Raw genomic sequence first — 18543 nt, forward strand, 5'->3', positions numbered from 1 at the left:
TTCCCCGGAAGCGACCCCCCGTGGGCGCCTCGCCGGTCCCGCGTCTGGCGCGGTGAGCCAGGGATGCCCGGCCGTCACGGCCGCCAAAGCAGAGTTGAGGAACTTCTGAGCGTCAACTCCGGGAAACCGGGGGAAGAGCGGTTCAGCGGTGCTGCCGGGCGGCCGGCTGCCTGACGCGCTCGGTCTCGTCCTGCACGAGCAGGGACAGCAGGGAGGCCACGGCGAGGCCGGCCTCCGCCGGATGGCGCAGCACCTTGTCGGGCTCGATGGAGTACGTGTTCGTACGCCCGTCCCTGCGGTGGGAGAGGTAACCGTCCCGCTCCAGATCCGAGATGATCCGCTGGACGGCGCGCTCGGTGAGCCGGCAACGGGCGGCGATGTCACGGATGCGGACGTTCGGGTTGTCGGCGATGGCCGCAAGCACACGCGCGTGATTGGTGATGAACGTCCATCCGGTGTGGGGTTCGGGCACTCCAGCCATGCCCAGCATTTTACGGTCCAGCATTGCCGGAACGCAGATACATGACATACTTTTCCGGTAACGGATGACCTGATCTCGCGAGCGAGCGTTCACAGAGAGGGCCGGAAGGGTGCACTGCGACAAGGCCGACATGCCGACGACCCCGGGCCAGGCGGGCGAGCCCCTGATGCCCGAACAGGCGACCGAACACGTCACCGAGCGGGCGACGGAGCAGGCGACCGAGCAGGCAGCGATGTCCCAGTACGCCGTGCACGGTGCCTGGGTCGTCGTCGCGCGGGGCGACTACGACATGCACTCGATCGCGCCCCTGGCGAAGGCCCTGGAGGACGCGGCCGGCAAGCGCCCGAAGGTGATTCTGGACGCCTCGGGGGTCACCTTCGCGGACTCGACGTTCCTGAACCTGCTGATCCGCGTCCACCACTCGGGCACCCTGCGTCTCGCCGCGCCGTCACCGCAGGTCCGGCGGCTCTGCGAGATCACCGGCGCCGACGCCGTCCTGGAGATCCGGGGGACGGTGGACGAAGCCGCCTCCTCCTGAGGGCACGGTTGAGGAACCCCGGAGCTTGGGCGGAGGATGGCCGCCATGACCTCCACCGCGCGCCCCCACCTCAACCGCCGGCTGGCGGAGTTCGGTACGACGATCTTCGCCGAGATGTCCGCCCTCGCCCAGTCCACCGGCTCCATCAACCTGGGCCAGGGCTTCCCCGACACCGACGGACCCGAGGAGATCAGGGAGGCGGCCGTGCGGGCGCTGCGCGACGGGCGCGGCAACCAGTACCCGCCGGGCCCGGGCGTCCCCGAGCTGCGCACCGCGGTCGCCGCGCACCAGCTGCGCCGCTACGGGCTGTCGTACGACCCCGACACGGAGGTCCTGGTCACGGCGGGTGCGACGGAGGCGATCGCGGCGTCCCTGCTGGCGCTGCTGGAGCCGGGCGACGAGGTCGTGGCGCTGGAGCCGTACTACGACTCCTACGCGGCGAGCATCGCGATGGCGGGCGGCCGGCGCGTCCCGGTGACCCTGCGCCCGCACGACGGCGCCTTCCGGCTCGACCTGGACGAACTCCGCGCGGCCGTCACCGACCGCACCCGTCTGCTGCTGCTCAACACCCCGCACAACCCGACCGGCACGGTCCTCACGCGCGCGGAGCTGACCGCGGTCGCTGAGCTGGCGGTGGAGCGGAACCTGCTGGTGGTGACGGACGAGGTGTACGAGCACCTGGTCTTCGACGACGCCGAGCACATCCCGCTGGCCACGTTCCCGGGCATGCGGGAGCGCACGGTGACGATCGGCTCGGCCGGCAAGACCTACTCCTTCACCGGCTGGAAGGTGGGCTGGGTGACGGCCGCCCCGGAGCTGGTCTCGGCGGTCCGCTCGGCGAAGCAGTTCCTGACGTACGTCGCCTCGGGGCCCTTCCAGTACGCGGTGGCCGAGGCGCTCGCCCTGCCCGACTCCTACCTCGACGACTTCCGCCGGGCCATGCTGGCCCGCCGGGACATCCTGGCGGAGGGGCTGACCGCGGCGGGTTTCGAGGTCTTCCGCCCGGCCGGCACCTACTTCATCACCACCGACATCAGCCCGCTCGGCGAGAAGGACGGCTTCGCCTTCTGCCGCTCCCTGCCCGAACGCGCGGGCGTGGTCGCCATCCCCAACGCGGTCTTCTACGACGACCGTGCGGCGGGAGCACCGTACGTCCGGTTCGCCTTCTGCAAGCGGGAGGACGTCCTGCACGAGGCTGCCGACCGCCTGCGCCGGCTGAGCCGCTGAACACCGGTTTCCGCGAGAGAGGCACCCCATGGCCGCACTGGGCAGGCTGCTGAGGAGCAAGCGGGCGGGGCAGGCGGGCCTCGCCTGGCACGCGCCCCGGCTGGCCGCCCGGAGACGATCTCCCTGACTCAAGGGGCACGGCCCGCACCGCTACCGAACGCTTGCCCAGTGCTCCACCCTTCAAGGTGGCGGTGACGGCATCCTGCCCGTAGCGGCCCAAAGGGTCGCAGCGGCTTGGCCAATCGCTTTGTCGGACGACGCAGTTGTCCGGCCGACCGCCGGACGGGCGGGAAGTCAGGCCTGCGGAGGCCACGTAAGACCGCCCCTCACCGGTCGGCAGAGGCCCGTGAAACAGGAACCCGCGGTGGTACTGCGCAGCAGTACGGACCGGAATCACCTGCCCTCAGGCAGGTGAGGGCGTCAAGTCTTCCAGCTGTTCGCTGGACCGGCCGGTGAGCCTCGCCGAAGGCGAGGCCGTACCGGACTCCGCCGAGCCTCGCGACGTCCTGGCCGCCGCCTGCGGTGTGCTGGCGCGCGGTCGGCTGAACGGCTTCTACAAGCGCCGCTGAGCAGCCGCCGGGCACCGGCAACCGGCCGTCCGCGCGTCCACGGCACAGCGAAGGGGCCGGAGAGCGGTGGTGGCTCTCCGGCCCCTGTTGTCGAGCCGGGTGCGCGGTTACTCCCCGTCTTCCTCGGGCTTCTCCGCGTCGTTGATCTCCTCTTCCAGGCCCAGCTGCTCCGCCAGCCACTTGTCGAACTCGATCGCGGCCCGCACCCAGCTGACCGTGGAGGAGACGAAGTGGTTGAGGTCGACGCCGGTGCCGATCAGCATCTGGGCCTCGCCGATGAGGCGGACGGTGCCGTCGTCGTGGGTGTGGGTGTACACCTTGGGCCACAGGGTGCGGCGGTTCCAGTCGTCGACGGACTCCAGCAGCTGCTGCTTCTCGCCGATCTGGTGGGGGCGGTCGTAGAAGGTCCGCACGGAGAAGACCGACTGCTCGGCCTCCCCGCGGAACATGAAGTACGTGCGGAACTGCTCCCACGGCGCCGCGAGGTCACCCTCTTCGTCGACGACGTACTTCAGCTCCATCTGGTCGAGGAGCTGCTTCACGAGATCCTGATCCGGGACGACGGGGCCCCCCGGTCCTTGGGGCTGCGGTTCGGGCTGGCCCCCGAAGTTTGGGATCGAGGACGGGTCGATGCTCACCGTGTAATTCCCTTCATGCGGATTCCGCCATCCTCTCCCATGCGGGGAGGGGGGGTGCAAGCCCCGACGGACCTTGTCAGCCGTGGGCTGACAGGGACGGGCGGGGCTGCCCCGGGGGACGATGCGCCCGTGCGCGTACGCAGAGAGGTGCGGTGGTTGCTGTGGGCCCTGTGGCTGTGCTGCCTGGTGTTCGACCTGTGGGCCTTCCGGGTGCTGTACCTGCTCTACACGAGTGACACCTGAGCCGACGCCAAAACCCCGGCGCGGGTCGCGCCGGGGTCTCGGGGCCGGGTGTATGGCCGCGGAGCCGGGTGTATGGCCGCGGAGCCGGGTGTATGGCCGCGGGGCCCCGCTACAGCGTCTTGCCCGTCGCCGGGCCGACGAGCAGGCCCTCGCCGAAGCGGTCCACCCGGACCGTGTCGCCGTCCTTGATCTCGCCGGAGAGGATCTCCTTGGCGAGCCGGTCGCCGATGGCGGTCTGGACGAGCCGGCGCAGCGGGCGGGCGCCGTAGGCCGGGTCCATGCCCTCCTCGGCGAGCCAGGCCAGGGCGTCGGGGGTGACGTCGAGGGTGAGGCGGCGTTCGGCGAGCCGGGCCGCCAGGCGGTCGATCTGCAGGCGCGCGATCCGGGCCAGCTCCTCCTTGCTGAGCGCGGTGAAGACGACCAGGTCGTCCAGGCGGTTGAGGAACTCCGGCTTGAAGGAGGTCCGAACGGCCTGCAGCACCTGTGCCTTCTTCTCCTCCTCGCCGAGGACCGGGTCGACCAGGTACTGGCTGCCCAAGTTGGAGGTGAGCACCAGGATGGTGTTGCGGAAGTCGACCGTGCGGCCCTGACCGTCCGTCAGGCGGCCGTCGTCCAGCACCTGGAGGAGGATGTCGAAGACCTCCGGGTGCGCCTTCTCCACCTCGTCCAGCAGGACCACGGTGTACGGCCGCCTGCGCACCGCCTCGGTCAGCTGGCCGCCCTCCTCGTAGCCGACGTATCCGGGCGGGGCGCCGACCAGGCGGGCCACGCTGTGCTTCTCGCCGTACTCGGACATGTCGATGCGGACCATGGCCCGCTCGTCGTCGAAGAGGAAGTCGGCGAGGGCCTTGGCCAGTTCGGTCTTGCCGACACCGGTCGGGCCGAGGAAGAGGAAGGAGCCGGTGGGGCGGTCGGGGTCGGCGATGCCCGCGCGGGAGCGCCGTACGGCGTCGGAGACGGCCCGCACGGCCTCGGTCTGGCCGATGAGCCGCTTGCCCAGCTCGTCCTCCATGCGCAGCAGCTTCTGCGTCTCGCCCTCCATCAGGCGCCCGGCGGGGATGCCGGTCCAGGCGGCGACGACGTCGGCGATGTCGTCGGAGCCGACCTCCTCCTTGACCATGGTGTCCTTGGCGACCTCTTCCTCTGCTTCGGAGGCGGCCTCCAGTTCCTTCTCCAGCTGCGGGATCTCGCCGTAGAGCAGCTTGGCGGCGGTGTCGAAGTCGCCGTCGCGCTGGGCGCGTTCGGCCTGGCCGCGCAGGTCGTCGAGCTTCTCCTTGAGTTCACCGACCCGGTTGAGGGACTGCTTCTCCTTCTCCCAGCGGGCGGTGAGGCCGCGCAGCTCCTCCTCCTTGTCGGCGAGGTCGCGGCGCAGCTTGTCCAGGCGGGCGACGGAGGCCGGGTCGGTCTCCTTGGCGATCGCCAGCTCCTCCATCTTCAGCCGGTCCACGGAGCGCTGGAGTTCGTCGATCTCGACGGGCGAGGAGTCGATCTCCATGCGGAGCCGGGAGGCGGCCTCGTCGACGAGGTCGATGGCCTTGTCGGGCAGGAAGCGGGAGGTGATGTAGCGGTCGGAGAGGGTGGCGGCGGCGACCAGGGCGCTGTCGGCGATCTGCACCTTGTGGTGGGCCTCGTAGCGGCCCTTCAGACCGCGGAGGATCGCGATCGTGTCCTCGACGGTCGGCTCGGCGACCAGGACCTGCTGGAAGCGGCGCTCCAGCGCGGGGTCCTTCTCGATCCGCTCGCGGTACTCGTCCAGGGTGGTGGCGCCGACCATGCGCAGCTCGCCGCGGGCCAGCATGGGCTTGAGCATGTTGCCGGCGTCCATGGCGGAGTCGCCGCCCGCGCCGGCGCCGACGACGGTGTGCAGCTCGTCGATGAAGGTGATGATCTGCCCGTCGGAGTCCTTGATCTCGGCGAGGACGGCCTTGAGCCGCTCCTCGAACTCGCCGCGGTACTTGGCGCCGGCCACCATCGCGCCCAGGTCGAGCGCGACCAGCCGCTTGTCCTTCAGCGACTCGGGCACGTCGCCCTTGACGATGCGCTGGGCGAGCCCCTCGACGACGGCGGTCTTGCCGACGCCGGGCTCGCCGATGAGGACGGGGTTGTTCTTCGTACGGCGGCTGAGCACCTGCACGACCCGGCGGATCTCCTGGTCCCGGCCGATGACCGGGTCCAGCCTGCCCTCGCGGGCGGCGGCGGTGAAGTCGGTACCGAACTTCTCCAGGGCCTTGTACTGGCCCTCGGGGTCGGCGGTGGTCACGCGGCGTCCTCCCCTGGCCTTGGTGAAGGCCTCCTGCAGCTTCTTCGCGTCGGCGCCCTGCTTGACGAGCACCTCGCCGGCCGCGCCGCCCTTCGCGGCGATGCCGATGAGCAGGTGCTCGGTGGACAGGTAGTCGTCACCGAGGTCCCGCGCCCGCTCGGCGGCGTCCGCGATGACGGCGAGCAGCTCCCGGTTGGGCTGCGGCGGCGCGACGGTCGACCCGGTCACGCTGGGCAGCGACGCGAGGACCCGCTCCGCCTCCGATCGTACGGCCGCCTGGTCGGCCCCGGCGGCGGCCAGCAGGTCGGTGATGTTCTCGTTGTCCTGGCCGGCGAGCAGCGCCAGCAGCAGGTGGGCGGGGGTGAGGTCCGGGTGCCCCTCGGTCACGGCCCGGTTGGTGGCCGCGTTGATCGCGTCCCGGCTCCTGTTGGTCAGCTCGGCGTCCACGTGTGCGTTCTCCTCCTCGGCGTCCCACTACTGACTCGTCCCACTACTGACTCAGCCAACATGCACAAAGTTGAGTCTACTCCACTCAAGGAGATGCCCGCAGCGCCTTCGGGGCCGGGTTTCGCTAGGTTTCCCGCCATGACGTACTCCCTGGACCCCGCCGCCCTCGACGAGGCGTACCTCGCGTTCTGGCGGGAGCGGCACCTGTGCACGCTGACGACGATCCGGCCCGACGGCAGCCCGCACGTGGTGCCGGTGGGGGTGACGTTCGACCCGGCCGCCGGGCTGGCCCGGGTGATCACGAACGGGTCCAGCACGAAGGTGGCGTACGTGCGGGCGGCCGCCGGGTCCGGGGGCGCGCGGGTCGCGGTGTGCCAGGTGGCCGGCCGGCGCTGGGCCACACTGGAGGGACGCGCGCACGTCCGCACGGACCGGGAGCGGGTCGCGGCGGCGGAACGGCGCTACGCCGAGCGCTACGGACGGACCCCGGCGCCGAACCCGGCACGGGTGGTCATCGAGATCACGGTGGAGCGGGCCCTGGGCCGCGGCTGAGGCGACGGGGACGTGCCGGGGGGGCGGAGGAGCCGGAGGGGCCGGAGGCGGCGAGCACGGCGGGCCCTGCCCGCGCAGGACTGTTTTCGGCCACCGTGGAACCGGCCCATACCCTGAAATGTCCCCGGAAATTACAGCGGCGTCACCGTGTTCAGGTCACGGTGACGCCGCTGCGGGGGGAAGTACCTGAGCGATCTTTACGACGGGGGAATCGCGTCAGGCACTGCGGGGGGTGGCCGAGATGGTTCGTACGTCGGGCACCTCCGGCTCGGTCAGCCGGTGGTCCCGCTGGTCAAGATTCACAAAGATCATTCCGTACCGGACGGCGCACCGCACGGGCTGGGGCGCGCCACGCGGCTTCCGCAGGCACCGGTACGCCCGCACGTCCTCGTCCTCGTCCCGCGTGACGACGACCGGCTCACCGAAGACGGTCACCATCAGCGAGTCACCGCTGTGGGGGATGGCGGTGACCAGGTCGATGAAGTGCCAGCCGGAGCGGTAGGCGGTGGCCATTTCACGCCGGAAGGACCGGTCGTCGGGTGGAGTGGTCACGTCAGCTCCCGGCCCCGGCCGTCGGCGCGTCGTGGGCCGCGGAGACGGTGGGCCACTCGGTGACCGCCTGAGCACTGCCCTTCGCTCCGGAAACGCCGGCCAGTACCCCCACGGCTATGAGGGCGGAAAAGGCGGCGCCGAGCACCGAGCGAAGCAGTCTGTTACGCATAGTCGGCTTCGTCCTCACTTGAAGGTCCCCTTTTCCCCCGTCAGGTACGACGATGGCTCATTCGGGCACGTGATGGCCACACAATCGGTGCATCATGTTCCTGCATGTTCAGGACCCTGGGGGGTGGAGATTTAGTGATGAATCGGGTGAAAGCCTCACATCCTCATGCGGTAACCGATTTGTGCGAGGACGGAAGCCGTCTTTACGCCACCGCGCTGCGCACCGGGCGGGTCGCCCGCACCGACGCCGAGGCCGTCCCGTGCCTGATGGAGTTCGCCCTGCTCCACCCCGACCCCGACGATCCGACCTGGCTGCGCCCGGTGCCGCCGGCGGTCGCCCTCGCCCGCAGGCTCAACCCCATCGAGCAGGAAATCACCGAGCGCCGGCAGCTGTCGATCGAACTCGCCGACGTCTTCGAACCGTTCATGGCGCTGGGCGCCGAGGTGCACGCTCCCAGCGACTCCATCACGGTCCTGGAGGGCGGCGAGCGGATCAACGCGGCGCTCAACCTCGCCACCAGCCAGTGCCAGAAGGAGCTGCTCACGGTACAGCCGTCCGACCGCATCTCGGAGAGCAGCTTGTTGCAGGGGCTGGAGCGGGACCGGGCATTGATCGAACGCGGAGTCAAGATCCGCAGTCTGTACCAGCACACGGCCCGGTACAACCCGGAGAAGCTGGCGTACGCGGCCCGGCTGTCGGACGGCAAGATCGAGTACCGCACCATCGACGAACTGGTCGAGCGGCTCATCATCTGCGACGGCGCCGTCGCCTTCATTCCGGCCCGCGAGGACCAGCGGATCGCCCTGGAACTGCGCCACCCCGGCCTGGTCCGCTATCTGATGAAGGTCTTCGCCTACCTGTGGGACCGGGCCGTCCCGATGAGCGCGGGCGGTCCGTACGAGGTCGACTCCGACGGCATCACCGAGATCCAGCACTCCATCGCCAAGCTGCTCATCGAAGGCCATGTCGACGAGGCCATCGCCCGCCGGCTCGGCATGAACGTGCGCACCTGCCGCGCCCACATCGCCAAGCTGGCCCAGGCCCTGGGCAGCGGCAGCCGCGCTCAACTCGGCTTCCTCATCGCGCAGTCGGGAATGCTCGACAAGGAGAACCCGGAACCCGGTCCGGGCACGGGCACGGGGGCAGGGACGGGGACGGGCGAGTGATCGTCCGGAACCCGGCACCAGGCCATGCGGCCGGCCGGCGGCGGGAGGCGGCCACGTGACCACGGCACCGCACCGCGAGCACGGCGTCGAGGACCTGTGCGACGCGGGCACGAAGCTGTACGAACGCGCACTGCGCGACGGCGGTGTCCGCGCCGAAGAGGCCACGGCCGTCCCCTGCTTGACCGACTTCGGGCTGCTCCACCCGGCGCTGGACGACCACGAACGCCTCGTACCGGTCGCCCCGGCGACGGCCCTGCACCGGCTGTTGCGCACCTCGGCGGCGCGCATCGCCGAGGAACGCGCCCGGGAAGCGCGGCTGACGGAGACGTTCGAGTCGCTCCTGCGGGTCGAGGCCGAGGACGTCACCACCGTCCCCGGATCCCCGGCGCTGCGGCTCCTGAGCGGGACGGAACAGATCAACCGTGGCATCACGGAGGCCATGACCGAGGCGTGCCGGGAAGCCCTCTGCGTCCAGCCCCACTTCGGCCTGGCCGGGCTGAACGGCCAAGCCGCCGAGTCCATCGCCATGAAGCGGGACCAGGCGCTGCTGGACCGCGGCGGCCGCATCCGCACGCTCTACCAGGACACCCGGCGCCACATCCCCGCCATCACCGGCTACCAGGAAGCGATGCGCGGCGACGTGGAGGCCCGCACCCTGGACGAAGTCACGGAGCGGATGTTCATCTTCGACCGGCGGATCGCCTTCCTCCCCGCGAACGAGGACCGCACCCTCGCCCTCGAAGTCCGCCAGCCCGCCCTCGTCGGCTATCTGGCCGCACTCTTCGACCGCCTGTGGAACCTGGCGACCCCGATGTACCCGCGCCCCGTCCAGCGCCCCTCCCTGAATGGCGTCACCCCGCGCCAGCGCGCCATCGCCGCCCTCCTCGTCGAAGGCCACACCGATGCCGTCATCGCCGACCGGCTCGGGATGAACGTCCGTACCGCGCGGGTGCACATCGCCAAGCTGGCCGCCACACTCGGCAGTGAGAGCCGGGCCCAACTCGGTTATCTCATCGGGCAGTCGGAGATCCTCGACCAGGAGTGAGCGTCAGTGGACGCTCTGGGCGCCCTGGCCCGGCACACCGAGCGCGGCGGCGCGGACCAGGCCCACCTGGGCGATCCGCACCCCGAGCTGGGTCCGGCTGGCGGCGCCCAACGTCTCCGACAGGCGGGCGATATGGGCGCGGCAGGTGCGCACGCTGATGCCGAGGCGCTCGGCGATGACCGCGTCCTGGTGGCCCTCGGCGAGCAGCGCGGCGATGGACTGCTCGCGGTGCGAGATGCCCTCGATGCCGGTGTCGGGCAGCGGGGCGGTGAGGGGGACGGCGAGGCGCCACAGCCGTTCGAAGACGGTCACCAGGTACTCGACCAGGGCCGGGTGGCGCAGTTCCAGGGCCATCGTGCGGTCCGTGTTGGCGGGGATGAAGGCGACCTTGCGGTCGAAGAGGATCAGCCGGTCGATGACCTCGTCCAGGGTGCGCGCCTGCACGGCGTCGCCCATCAGCTCAAGGTAGTTGAGCAGCCCCTGGCCGTGCCGGGCCACGTGCGTGTAGAGGTCCCGCATCCGCACGCCCCGGCCGCGCAGGGCCAGCGCCCGGTGCAGGCCCTCGGTCAGCTCTTCCTCCCGCCGGATGCCGCCCGGCTGCACGGTCAGCACCTCGGTGGTGCACGCCTCGGTGGCCTCGTCCATCGCGGCCTGGATGCGGGACAGTCCGTCCAGCACCCGGATCGACGTGCCCTCGCCGGGCCCGGAGAGCGCCTGGAGCCGGCTGCCGAGACCGGCGTACCACTCGAACGCGGCCACCGCCGAGCCCACCCGCCGCTGGCTTTCCCTGACCTCGTCGTGGACCCCGCGCAGCAGCCGCGTCATGACCTCCTGCGGGGAGGTCGGCACCAGCCAGTCCATGTCGTCGGGGTCGGGGTGCAGCAGGGCCAGTTCCAGCAGACAGGGCACGGACTCGGCGTCCGCGCGCGCCACCCGCCCCCGCCGCACGGCCCGGGAGTACACGCGGTCCCCGGCCTCGCACAGTCGGTCGGCACCGTGGGGATGCTCCTCCGTCCCGTGCCCGGCCATCGCCCATTCCACCCCCGGTTCGAACGCCACTTCCGCAGCGCAACTATGCGCGGCGGCGACGGGCTCCGCAACACGGCTCTCCGGGGCGTGACCGTCGTAAAGCGGTGTTATGTCCGGTTATTTACCGGCCTCCGCCCCGGGCGGTGCAACAAGATGACGGTGGTGTCCCGTATGCCGTCGGGGCATCGTTGGTCCCGCTTCCCACGGGTGCCCGGCACCCGAGGCGGCCCGGCCGAGACCCCCCCCCTTTCGGCTGGGCCGCCGTATCGCGTCCACGGGGGTGACGCGATACGGGAGGGCCGCTCAAGGGGAGGGTGGACGGGGGGCACGGCGCGGCGGGCCACGGGATTTCCGGCGGCTCGCCGCGCCGTCACGAGACCCACCGGAAAGGGTGAACGGCCGACCCGGCGACCGGTGCCGGAACGGGCCGACGCCCGGCCGCTGCTCGGGACCGACGACGGGGCCTACTTGAGGCCGATGGCCGCGCAGTCCGCCTTGTACTTCGGTGTGCAGATGTCCGACACCGTGTAGATGCCGTCCTGGATGACCGTGTCCTTGATCTTGCCCTTGGTCAGGGCGCTCACCTGGACCAGCTGGGCCGGGATGTTCTTGTCGGTGGGGCTGTCCACCGTGTCCTGGGTGAGGGAGTCGAACTGGATGTCCTTGCCCTGCACCTTGGCGACGGCCATCTGGGCGGCGGCCTGGGCCTCGTCGGGGTAGGACTTGTAGACGCTCATGTACTGCTCGCCGGCGACGATCCGCTGCACCCCGGCGAGTTCGGCGTCCTGGCCGGTGATGGGCGGCATTTTCGTGACGCCGGCCGCCTTCAGGGCCTTGATGATGCCGCCCGCCATGGCGTCGTTGGCGGAGTAGACGGCGGCGATGTTGTCCCGGCCGATCTCGTTGATCGCCTTGGTCATGTTGGCCTCGGCGTTCTGCGGCTTCCAGTCCTTGGTGTCGAAGCTCGCCGCGATCGTCACCTTGCCCTTCAGCTCGGACAGGGCGCCCTGCTTGAACTGCTTGGCGTTGGGGTCGGTGGGCGAACCGTTCATCATGACGATCTTGTCGGACGTGTCGACGCCCGCGCCCAGCGCGTCCAGCAGGCTGCGGCCCTGCACCTCACCGACGAGTTCGTTGTCGAAGGAGATGTACGCGTCGATCGGGCCCTCGGCGAGCCGGTCGTAGGCGATGACCGGGATGCCCGCGGCCTTGGCCTTGCCCACCTCGCCGGCGATGGCGTGCGAGTCGACCGCGTCCAGCAGGATGACGTCGACCTTGTCGTCGATCATCTTCTGCATCTGCTCGGCCTGCTTGGCGGTGTCCGATTCCGCGTTGAGATACTCGACCTTGCCCTGCTTCTTGGTGAGTTCGGCCACCTTGTCCCGAATGATGGGGTAGTCGAACTTGTCGTAGCGGGTGTTCTCCTTCTCCGGGAGCAGCAGCCCCACGGTGACATCGTCGCCCTTCGTCGGGCTCGCGCTCGCGCTGTCCCCCGTCGCGTTCAGCATGCCGCAGCCGGCGAGCGAGAGGGTCATCGTGGATGCGGCCACGGATATGGCGATACGACGCATTCGGGGGCTCACTTCAGGTGCGTTCCGGACGTGGGTGCAGCTATACGACCCAGGTGTCTGAAAAGCCAACGCGGATGCGACACCGGCGTCAAGCGGAACTACTTAACGAGTGCGCAACAGCACGCACCGCTGCCCTGTGAAGGCCGAACGGAACCCCCTCCAAACGCCCTTTACGGACTCTCCACTTCCGCTTTCCGGAGAACGGCGGGATCCGGTCACCGGTCCGCGCTAGCCCCGTTGCGGCGCGAAGACGAAGAAGTCCCTCGCGTCCAGCACGCCGTAGCCGTCCGCCGTGAACTGCAGGGCCGAGCCGGACCCCAGCGACCTGCTCCAGGAGACGGCCTCCGGCCGACGGCCGCCGCCGGAGTCGCAGCCACAGCGCATCCTGGCGCAGACGACGGAGCCGTTGCAGGCGACACCCTGGACGCACCGGGCACCTCCGGGCAGCCCCTGGCGGCCTCGCGCCGCAGCGCGGCCCCCCTCGCCTGTTCGGGCCGCCTGCGACGGCTTTCGCGGGGCACGTACGTCGATGTCGGCATGGGCGGCTGACCCGACCGCGCAGGAACACGCGCGAGGGGCCCGGAGATGTGCTTCCCGGGCCCCTCGCGCGTGGTGCTGTTCCGTCCGGGGACTAGTCCGCGGACTGCTGGCGCTTCGGCCGCCACACCACCAGCGCGCTGGTGTGCTGGACCTCCTGGTACGGGACCAGGTCGCGGCGGTAGGAGGCGTGGACCGCGGCCTCGCGCTGCCGCATCGCCGCCGCCGCGCCCTCCAGCGCCGACTGGAGTTCCGCGACGCGGGACTGCAGCGCGGCGACCTGGTTCTCCAGCTCGATGATGCGCTTGATACCGGCCAGGTTGATGCCCTCGTCCTGCGACAACTGCTGCACCTGGCGGAGCAGTTCGATGTCGCGGGCCGAGTAGCGGCGGCCCCGGCCGGCGGTACGGTCCGGGGAGACCAGGCCCAGGCGGTCGTACTGGCGCAGCGTCTGCGGGTGCAGCCCGGAGAGCTGGGCCGCCACCGAGATGACGTAGACCGGGGTCTCCTCGGTCAGCTCGTAGGGGTTGCGTCGACGGCCGTGTGCGTCCATGGGGCGGTCAGTCTCCCTTCGCTGCCTCGAACAGCTCGGCGCGCGGGTCCTCGCCTGCGGTCGCCTCGCGGTACGCCTCCAGGGCGTCCCGCGCCTTGCCCGACAGGTCCTTGGGCACCCGCACCTCGACGGTGACCAGCAGGTCGCCGCGAGTGCCGTCCTTGCGGACCGCGCCCTTGCCCCGCGCCCGCATCGTACGGCCGTTCGGCGTGCCCGGGGGCAGCTTCAGCGTGACGGCCGGGCCGCCGAGCGTCGGCACCCGGACGTCACCGCCGAGGGCAGCCTCGGCGTACGTCACCGGGACGGTCACCGTGAGATTGTCGCCCTTGCGGCCGAACACCCGGTGCTCGCCCACGTGGACGACGACGTACAGGTCGCCCGCCGGGCCGCCCCGCTCGCCGGGCGCGCCCTTGCCGCGCAGCCGGATGCGCTGCCCGTCGGTGACGCCGGCCGGGATGCGGACCTGCATCGTCCGCGAGGACCTGGCGCGCCCGCTGCCCTTGCACTCCGCGCAGGGGTGCTCGGCGATGAGGCCGCGGCCCTTGCAGTCGGGGCACGGGTCGGTGAGCGAGAAGCCGCCGCCCGAGCCCCGCGCCACCTGCCCGGTGCCGACGCAGGTCGGGCACACGCGCGGTGTGCCGTTCTTGTCGCCGGTGCCCGAACAGGCCTTGCAGGGCGCCTGGGAGGACATCCGAAGCGGCACCGTGGCGCCCTCGATGGCCTCCGTGAAGCTCAACGTGACCTCGGACTCGATGTCCTGGCCGCGCCGGGGCTGGGTGCGCGTACCGGTGGTGCCGCCCCGGTTGAACAGGCCCCCGAAGACGTCACCGATCCCGCCGCCGCCGAAGCCGCCCGACGACCCGCCGCCCTGGGCGCCGCCCCCGAAGAGGTCGCCCAGGTCGAAGTTGAACGAGCCGCCGCCCGCACCCGGCCCGGGGCGGAAGCCGCCGTTGCCGAACAGGGCGCGCGCCTCGTCGTACTCCTTGCGCTTCTTGGGGTCGCCGAGGACGTCGTTCGCCTCGGAGATCTCCTTGAAGCGCTCCTCGGCCTTGGCGTTGCCCTTGTTGGCGTCCGGGTGGAACTCGCGGGCGAGCTTCCGGTACGCCTTCTTGATCTCGGCCTCGGTGGCGTCCTTGGGGACGCCGAGGACCTTGTAGTAGTCCTTCTCGATGAAGTCCTTGGTGCTCATCCCCGACGTCCCTCCTCTCCCGTGAATGCGATGTCAGCCCTCGTCCGGGCCACCGCTCTCCTTGTCGTCGGCCGCCTCGGCCGGCTCCTCGGCCTTGACGGTCTGGGCCCCGGGCTGCGGTTCGGCCACGGCCACCCGCGCGGGGCGGATGGTGCGCTCGCCGAAGCGATACCCGGGCTGCAGGATGGCCACGCACGTCGTCTCGGTGACGTCCGGCGCGTACGAGTGCATCAGCGCCTCGTGGATCGTCGGGTCGAAGGGCTCGCCCTCCTTGCCGAACTGCTGCAGGCCCATCTTGGCCGCCACGGTCTCCAGCGACTCGGCGACGGACTTGAACCCGCCGACCAGTTCGCCGTGTTCGCGCGCGCGGCCGATGTCGTCGAGCACGGGCAGGAGTTCGGTCAGGAGGTTCGCCACGGCGATCTCCTTGACCGCGACCCGGTCCCGCTCGACCCGGCGGCGGTAGTTCTGGTACTCGGCCTGGAGGCGCTGGAGGTCCGCCGTGCGCTCGCCAAGCGCCGTGCGCACCTGGTCCAGCTGGGCCAGCAGACCCGCGTTCTCGTCACCGTCCCCGGCCGGGGCCGCCCCCTCCTTGGGGGCGGCCTTCGGCTCGGCGTCGTCGGGGGTCGCGCCGGAGGGGACGTCGGGCTTCTCCTCGAAGCCCGGGGTCTCCTCCGTCACGCGGCACCGTCCTTGTGCTCGTCGTCCACGATCTCGGCGTCGACCACGTCGTCGTCGGCCTTCGGGGCCTCGGCGCCGGCGGACGCGCCGCCCTCGGCCTGGGCCGCCTGGGCGTCGGCGTACATGGCCTGGCCCAGCTTCTGGGAGACGGCCGCGACCTTCTCGGTGGCGGTGCGGATCGCGGCTGTGTTGTCGCCCTCGGCGGACTCGCCCTTGAGCGCGGCCTTCAGCTCCTCGACGGAGCCCTCGACCTCGGTCTTGATCTCGGCGGGGACCTTGTCCTCGTTGTCCTTGAGGAACTTCTCCGTCTGGTAGACGAGCTGCTCGCCCTGGTTGCGGGTCTCGGCGGCCTCGCGACGGGCGTGGTCCTCCTCCGCGTACTTCTCGGCCTCCTGGCGCATCCGGTCGACCTCGTCCTTCGGCAGCGAGGAGCCGCCGGTGACGGTCATCTTCTGCTCCTTGCCCGTGCCCAGGTCCTTCGCGGTCACGTGCATGATGCCGTTGGCGTCAATGTCGAAGGCGACCTCGATCTGCGGGACACCGCGCGGGGCCGGCGGCAGACCGGTCAGCTCGAACATGCCGAGCTTCTTGTTGTACGCCGCGATCTCGCGCTCGCCCTGGTAGACCTGGATCTGCACGGAGGGCTGGTTGTCCTCGGCGGTGGTGAAGATCTCGGACCGCTTGGTCGGGATCGTCGTGTTCCGCTCGATGAGCTTGGTCATGATGCCGCCCTTGGTCTCGATGCCGAGGGACAGCGGGGTGACGTCGAGCAGCAGGACGTCCTTGACCTCGCCCTTGAGGACACCGGCCTGGAGGGCGGCGCCGATGGCGACGACCTCGTCCGGGTTGACGCCCTTGTTGGCCTCGTTGCCGCCAGTCAGCTCCTTGACCAGCTCGGCGACGGCGGGCATACGGGTGGAGCCGCCGACGAGGACCACGTGGTCGATCTCGGACAGCTGGATGCCGGCGTCCTTGATGACGTTGTGGAACGGCGTCTTGCAGCGCTCCAGCAGGTCGGCCGTCAGCTGCTGGAACTGGGCGCGGGTGAGCTTCTCGTCCAGGTGCAGCGGGCCCTCGGCGGACGCCGTGATGTAGGGCAGGTTGATCGAGGTCTCGGTGGACGAGGACAGCTCGATCTTGGCCTTCTCGGCGGCCTCGCGGAGGCGCTGGAGGGCCATCTTGTCCTTGCTGAGGTCCACGCCGTGACCGGACTGGAACTGCTTGACCAGGTAGTCGACGACGCGCTGGTCCCAGTCGTCACCACCGAGGTGGTTGTCACCGTTGGTGGCCTTCACCTCGACGACGCCGTCACCGATCTCCAGCAGCGACACGTCGAAGGTGCCGCCACCGAGGTCGAAGACGAGGATCGTCTGGTCGTCCTTGTCCAGGCCGTACGCCAGAGCGGCGGCGGTCGGCTCGTTGACGATGCGCAGGACGTTCAGACCCGCGATCTCGCCGGCCTCCTTCGTCGCCTGGCGCTCGGAGTCGTTGAAGTAGGCCGGGACGGTGATGACCGCGTCCGTGACCTTCTCGCCCAGGTAGGCCTCGGCGTCGCGCTTCAGCTTCTGCAGGATGAACGCGGAGATCTGCTGGGGGTTGAAGTCCTTCCCGTCCAGCTGGATCTTCCAGTCGGTGCCCATGTGGCGCTTCACCGAGCGGATGGTCCGGTCCACGTTCGTGACCGCCTGGCGCTTGGCGACCTCGCCGACGAGCACCTCGCCGTTCTTGGCGAAGGCGACGACGGACGGCGTGGTCCTGGCGCCTTCGGCGTTGGTGATGACGGTGGGCTCGCCGCCCTCCAGAACGCTGACGACGGAGTTAGTCGTGCCCAGGTCGATGCCGACCGCACGTGCCATGGTTGATTCCTCCAGCTGACTTGAGTGGAACAGGCTCAAGTGTGCATGACCCTCGCCGCTGGGTCAACAGACCTGAGTCAGCTGGACTCAACTCTTATCCGTTCCTTACACGCAATGAGCCCGTGACCTGCGACGGAGCATCGCGCCGGGGCGTGTGCACGGGCACCCGAAGGAGTACGAGGACGGCCAGCAGCGCACCGCCGCCCACCCACAGGGCACCCGCCGTCCCGGTCCATCCGGTGTGTACGAGCACCCCCACGAGCACCGCCGAGAAGCCGGCCGCGCCCAGCAGAACGACGGCGCCCTGCGGGGTGATCCCGAGGCGCCGCAGCCGGTGCGCGAGGTGGTCGGGGCCGCGCCGGTGCAGCGGACGCCGGGCCACCCGCCGGGAGAACACCACCAGGACGACGTCGGCGGCGCCGACCGCGCCGAGGCAGAACAGCACGCCCGCGCTGGGCGCGAGCGAGTACCCCGCGCGCGTGAAGACGGCACCGGCGGACAGCAGGAACCCCGTGAACAGCGACCCGCAGGCACCGAGCCCCACGCGCGCGGGGTGCCAGTTGTGCATCAGGAACCCGGTCAGGGCGGCGGCGAACACGCTCAGCAGGACGGCGAGCCCGTCCATCACCTCGGCGGCCGCACAGGCCCCGCAGCCGAACGCGGTGATCACCCCGACCGTCCCGGCCAGCCCGTCGGCGTGGTCCAGCCCCCGGAAGGCGAGCGAGGAGAAGGCGATCCAGCCGACGGCCAGCATGCCGCCCAGGAAGCCCGTCTCGTCGTACGGCACCACGCTCGCCGCCGCCACCGCCGTACCCGTGATCAGCACGCGGGGTCTGAGCGGCCACACGTCGGCGATCAGCCCCAGGAGGGCGACCGCCCCGCCGGCGACGAGCAGCCGGCCGACGCCCTCGCCCAGCGGAGCGACGCCGGTCCACTGGCCGGCCCAGGTGACGCAGCAGGTGACGGCCACGACGGCGACCCCGCCGAGCACCGGCACCGGTCGCCGGCACCGGCGGTCGACGATTCCCGCCCGCAGTCCGGGCATCCGCAGCAGCGCCGCGAGCAGGGCGGTGAGGAGCAGGGCGGCGGAGGCTGCGGCGATCCCGTATAGCACAGGTCTAAGTTAGGCGCGAATGTAGCAAAACTGGATGAATAACACGATCGGATTGCCTACCCATGGCACAGGTGTGCCGCGGAAACCTTCCGTCACCTCGGGGAAGGCTCCAGGAAGGCGCCCCTC

Annotated in this window: 18 protein-coding genes; 5 read left to right on the plus strand and 13 right to left on the minus strand. The window is 70.6% G+C overall.

The features are described from left to right. Positions 1–142 precede the first annotated feature (142 nt). Positions 143–481, minus strand: a complete 339-nt coding sequence (locus DBP14_RS15610) for a helix-turn-helix domain-containing protein (protein WP_164992334.1) — start codon at positions 479–481, stop codon at positions 143–145. Positions 482–611: 130 nt separating this feature from the next. On the opposite strand from DBP14_RS15610, the gene DBP14_RS15615 reads away from it, so the two are divergent. Beyond that, positions 612–1019, plus strand: coding sequence for an STAS domain-containing protein (locus DBP14_RS15615; protein ID WP_241740928.1), 408 nt, complete (start codon positions 612–614; stop codon positions 1017–1019). 36 nt (positions 1020–1055) lie between these two features. Then, positions 1056–2246 (plus strand): pyridoxal phosphate-dependent aminotransferase, encoded by a 1191-nt coding sequence (locus tag DBP14_RS15620; RefSeq protein ID WP_129307808.1) that lies wholly within the window; start codon positions 1056–1058, stop codon positions 2244–2246. A 676-nt stretch (positions 2247–2922) separates the two neighbouring features. Here the strand turns inward: DBP14_RS15620 and DBP14_RS15625 are convergent. Together DBP14_RS15625 and clpB are read right to left on the minus strand one after the other, a co-directional pair. Further along, on the minus strand, positions 2923–3453 hold the full coding sequence (locus DBP14_RS15625; protein WP_129307809.1) for a YbjN domain-containing protein: 531 nt from the start codon (positions 3451–3453) through the stop codon (positions 2923–2925). Positions 3454–3805: 352 nt separating this feature from the next. After that, positions 3806–6403, minus strand: a complete 2598-nt coding sequence (gene clpB, locus DBP14_RS15630; protein WP_129307810.1) for an ATP-dependent chaperone ClpB — start codon at positions 6401–6403, stop codon at positions 3806–3808. Positions 6404–6541: 138 nt separating this feature from the next. On the opposite strand from clpB, the gene DBP14_RS15635 reads away from it, so the two are divergent. Next, positions 6542–6955 (plus strand): TIGR03618 family F420-dependent PPOX class oxidoreductase, encoded by a 414-nt coding sequence (locus tag DBP14_RS15635; RefSeq protein ID WP_164992335.1) that lies wholly within the window; start codon positions 6542–6544, stop codon positions 6953–6955. Positions 6956–7171: 216 nt separating this feature from the next. On the opposite strand, the gene DBP14_RS15640 is transcribed toward DBP14_RS15635, so the two are convergent. Further along, the gene (locus DBP14_RS15640; RefSeq protein ID WP_164992518.1) at positions 7172–7468 is read right to left on the minus strand and encodes a (2Fe-2S)-binding protein; all 297 of its coding nucleotides are present in this window, start codon (positions 7466–7468) and stop codon (positions 7172–7174) included. A gap of 40 nt (positions 7469–7508) precedes the next feature. Continuing rightward, positions 7509–7676: a hypothetical protein gene (locus DBP14_RS36055; protein WP_164992209.1), complete on the minus strand. Its 168-nt coding sequence runs from the start codon at positions 7674–7676 to the stop codon at positions 7509–7511. Between the two features lie 104 nt (positions 7677–7780). On the opposite strand from DBP14_RS36055, the gene DBP14_RS15645 reads away from it, so the two are divergent. Both DBP14_RS15645 and DBP14_RS15650 read left to right on the plus strand, forming a co-directional pair. After that, complete coding sequence (locus tag DBP14_RS15645) at positions 7781–8842, plus strand: helix-turn-helix transcriptional regulator (protein ID WP_129307813.1); 1062 nt, start codon at positions 7781–7783, stop codon at positions 8840–8842. Positions 8843–8897: 55 nt separating this feature from the next. After that, on the plus strand, positions 8898–9887 hold the full coding sequence (locus tag DBP14_RS15650) for a helix-turn-helix transcriptional regulator (protein WP_129307814.1): 990 nt from the start codon (positions 8898–8900) through the stop codon (positions 9885–9887). Between the two features lie 3 nt (positions 9888–9890). Here the strand turns inward: DBP14_RS15650 and DBP14_RS15655 are convergent, their stop codons facing one another. The 8 genes from DBP14_RS15655 to DBP14_RS15685 all read right to left on the minus strand — a co-directional run bounded on the left by DBP14_RS15655 (position 9891) and on the right by DBP14_RS15685 (position 18417). Next, a complete protein-coding gene (locus DBP14_RS15655; RefSeq protein ID WP_129311890.1) occupies positions 9891–10916 on the minus strand; it encodes a LuxR C-terminal-related transcriptional regulator in 1026 nt (341 codons plus the stop codon). Between the two features lie 464 nt (positions 10917–11380). Further along, positions 11381–12487: a substrate-binding domain-containing protein gene (locus DBP14_RS15660; RefSeq protein ID WP_129307815.1), complete on the minus strand. Its 1107-nt coding sequence runs from the start codon at positions 12485–12487 to the stop codon at positions 11381–11383. Positions 12488–12715: 228 nt separating this feature from the next. Then, on the minus strand, positions 12716–12871 hold the full coding sequence (locus tag DBP14_RS36060; RefSeq protein ID WP_164992336.1) for a hypothetical protein: 156 nt from the start codon (positions 12869–12871) through the stop codon (positions 12716–12718). Between the two features lie 247 nt (positions 12872–13118). Beyond that, positions 13119–13577: a helix-turn-helix domain-containing protein gene (locus DBP14_RS15665; protein WP_129307816.1), complete on the minus strand. Its 459-nt coding sequence runs from the start codon at positions 13575–13577 to the stop codon at positions 13119–13121. Between the two features lie 7 nt (positions 13578–13584). Then, positions 13585–14766 carry a molecular chaperone DnaJ gene (gene dnaJ / locus DBP14_RS15670; RefSeq protein WP_129307817.1) on the minus strand — a complete coding sequence of 394 codons (1182 nt, stop codon included), beginning with the start codon at positions 14764–14766 and terminating at the stop codon, positions 13585–13587. Between the two features lie 33 nt (positions 14767–14799). Continuing rightward, on the minus strand, positions 14800–15447 hold the full coding sequence (gene grpE, locus DBP14_RS15675; RefSeq protein WP_129307818.1) for a nucleotide exchange factor GrpE: 648 nt from the start codon (positions 15445–15447) through the stop codon (positions 14800–14802). Further along, on the minus strand, positions 15444–17303 hold the full coding sequence (dnaK, locus tag DBP14_RS15680) for a molecular chaperone DnaK (RefSeq protein ID WP_129307819.1): 1860 nt from the start codon (positions 17301–17303) through the stop codon (positions 15444–15446). Before dnaK ends, grpE begins: the two co-directional genes overlap by 4 nt. Before the next feature lie 94 nt (positions 17304–17397). Continuing rightward, complete coding sequence (locus tag DBP14_RS15685; protein ID WP_129307820.1) at positions 17398–18417, minus strand: MraY family glycosyltransferase; 1020 nt, start codon at positions 18415–18417, stop codon at positions 17398–17400. Between the last annotated feature and the right edge of the window lie 126 nt (positions 18418–18543).

The sequence above is a fragment of the Streptomyces sp. L2 genome (assembly GCF_004124325.1).
In the GTDB taxonomy this organism is placed as follows: domain Bacteria; phylum Actinomycetota; class Actinomycetes; order Streptomycetales; family Streptomycetaceae; genus Streptomyces.

Excerpts from the sequence above, each read along its gene's own strand:
- DBP14_RS15610 (WP_164992334.1), bottom strand. The coding sequence starts at position 481 with ATGGCTGGAGTGCCCGAACCCCACACCGGATGGACGTTCATCACCAAT.
- DBP14_RS36055 (WP_164992209.1), bottom strand. The coding sequence starts at position 7,676 with ATGCGTAACAGACTGCTTCGCTCGGTGCTCGGCGCCGCCTTTTCCGCC.
- DBP14_RS15640 (WP_164992518.1), bottom strand. The coding sequence starts at position 7,468 with ATGGCCACCGCCTACCGCTCCGGCTGGCACTTCATCGACCTGGTCACC.
- DBP14_RS36060 (WP_164992336.1), bottom strand. The coding sequence starts at position 12,871 with ATGCGCTGTGGCTGCGACTCCGGCGGCGGCCGTCGGCCGGAGGCCGTC.
- dnaJ (WP_129307817.1), bottom strand. The coding sequence starts at position 14,766 with ATGAGCACCAAGGACTTCATCGAGAAGGACTACTACAAGGTCCTCGGC.
- dnaK (WP_129307819.1), bottom strand. The coding sequence starts at position 17,303 with ATGGCACGTGCGGTCGGCATCGACCTGGGCACGACTAACTCCGTCGTC.
- DBP14_RS15645 (WP_129307813.1), top strand. The coding sequence starts at position 7,781 with ATGTTCAGGACCCTGGGGGGTGGAGATTTAGTGATGAATCGGGTGAAA.
- DBP14_RS15635 (WP_164992335.1), top strand. The coding sequence starts at position 6,542 with ATGACGTACTCCCTGGACCCCGCCGCCCTCGACGAGGCGTACCTCGCG.
- DBP14_RS15665 (WP_129307816.1), bottom strand. The coding sequence starts at position 13,577 with ATGGACGCACACGGCCGTCGACGCAACCCCTACGAGCTGACCGAGGAG.
- DBP14_RS15660 (WP_129307815.1), bottom strand. The coding sequence starts at position 12,487 with ATGCGTCGTATCGCCATATCCGTGGCCGCATCCACGATGACCCTCTCG.
- DBP14_RS15615 (WP_241740928.1), top strand. The coding sequence starts at position 612 with ATGCCGACGACCCCGGGCCAGGCGGGCGAGCCCCTGATGCCCGAACAG.
- DBP14_RS15655 (WP_129311890.1), bottom strand. The coding sequence starts at position 10,916 with ATGGCCGGGCACGGGACGGAGGAGCATCCCCACGGTGCCGACCGACTG.
- DBP14_RS15620 (WP_129307808.1), top strand. The coding sequence starts at position 1,056 with ATGGCCGCCATGACCTCCACCGCGCGCCCCCACCTCAACCGCCGGCTG.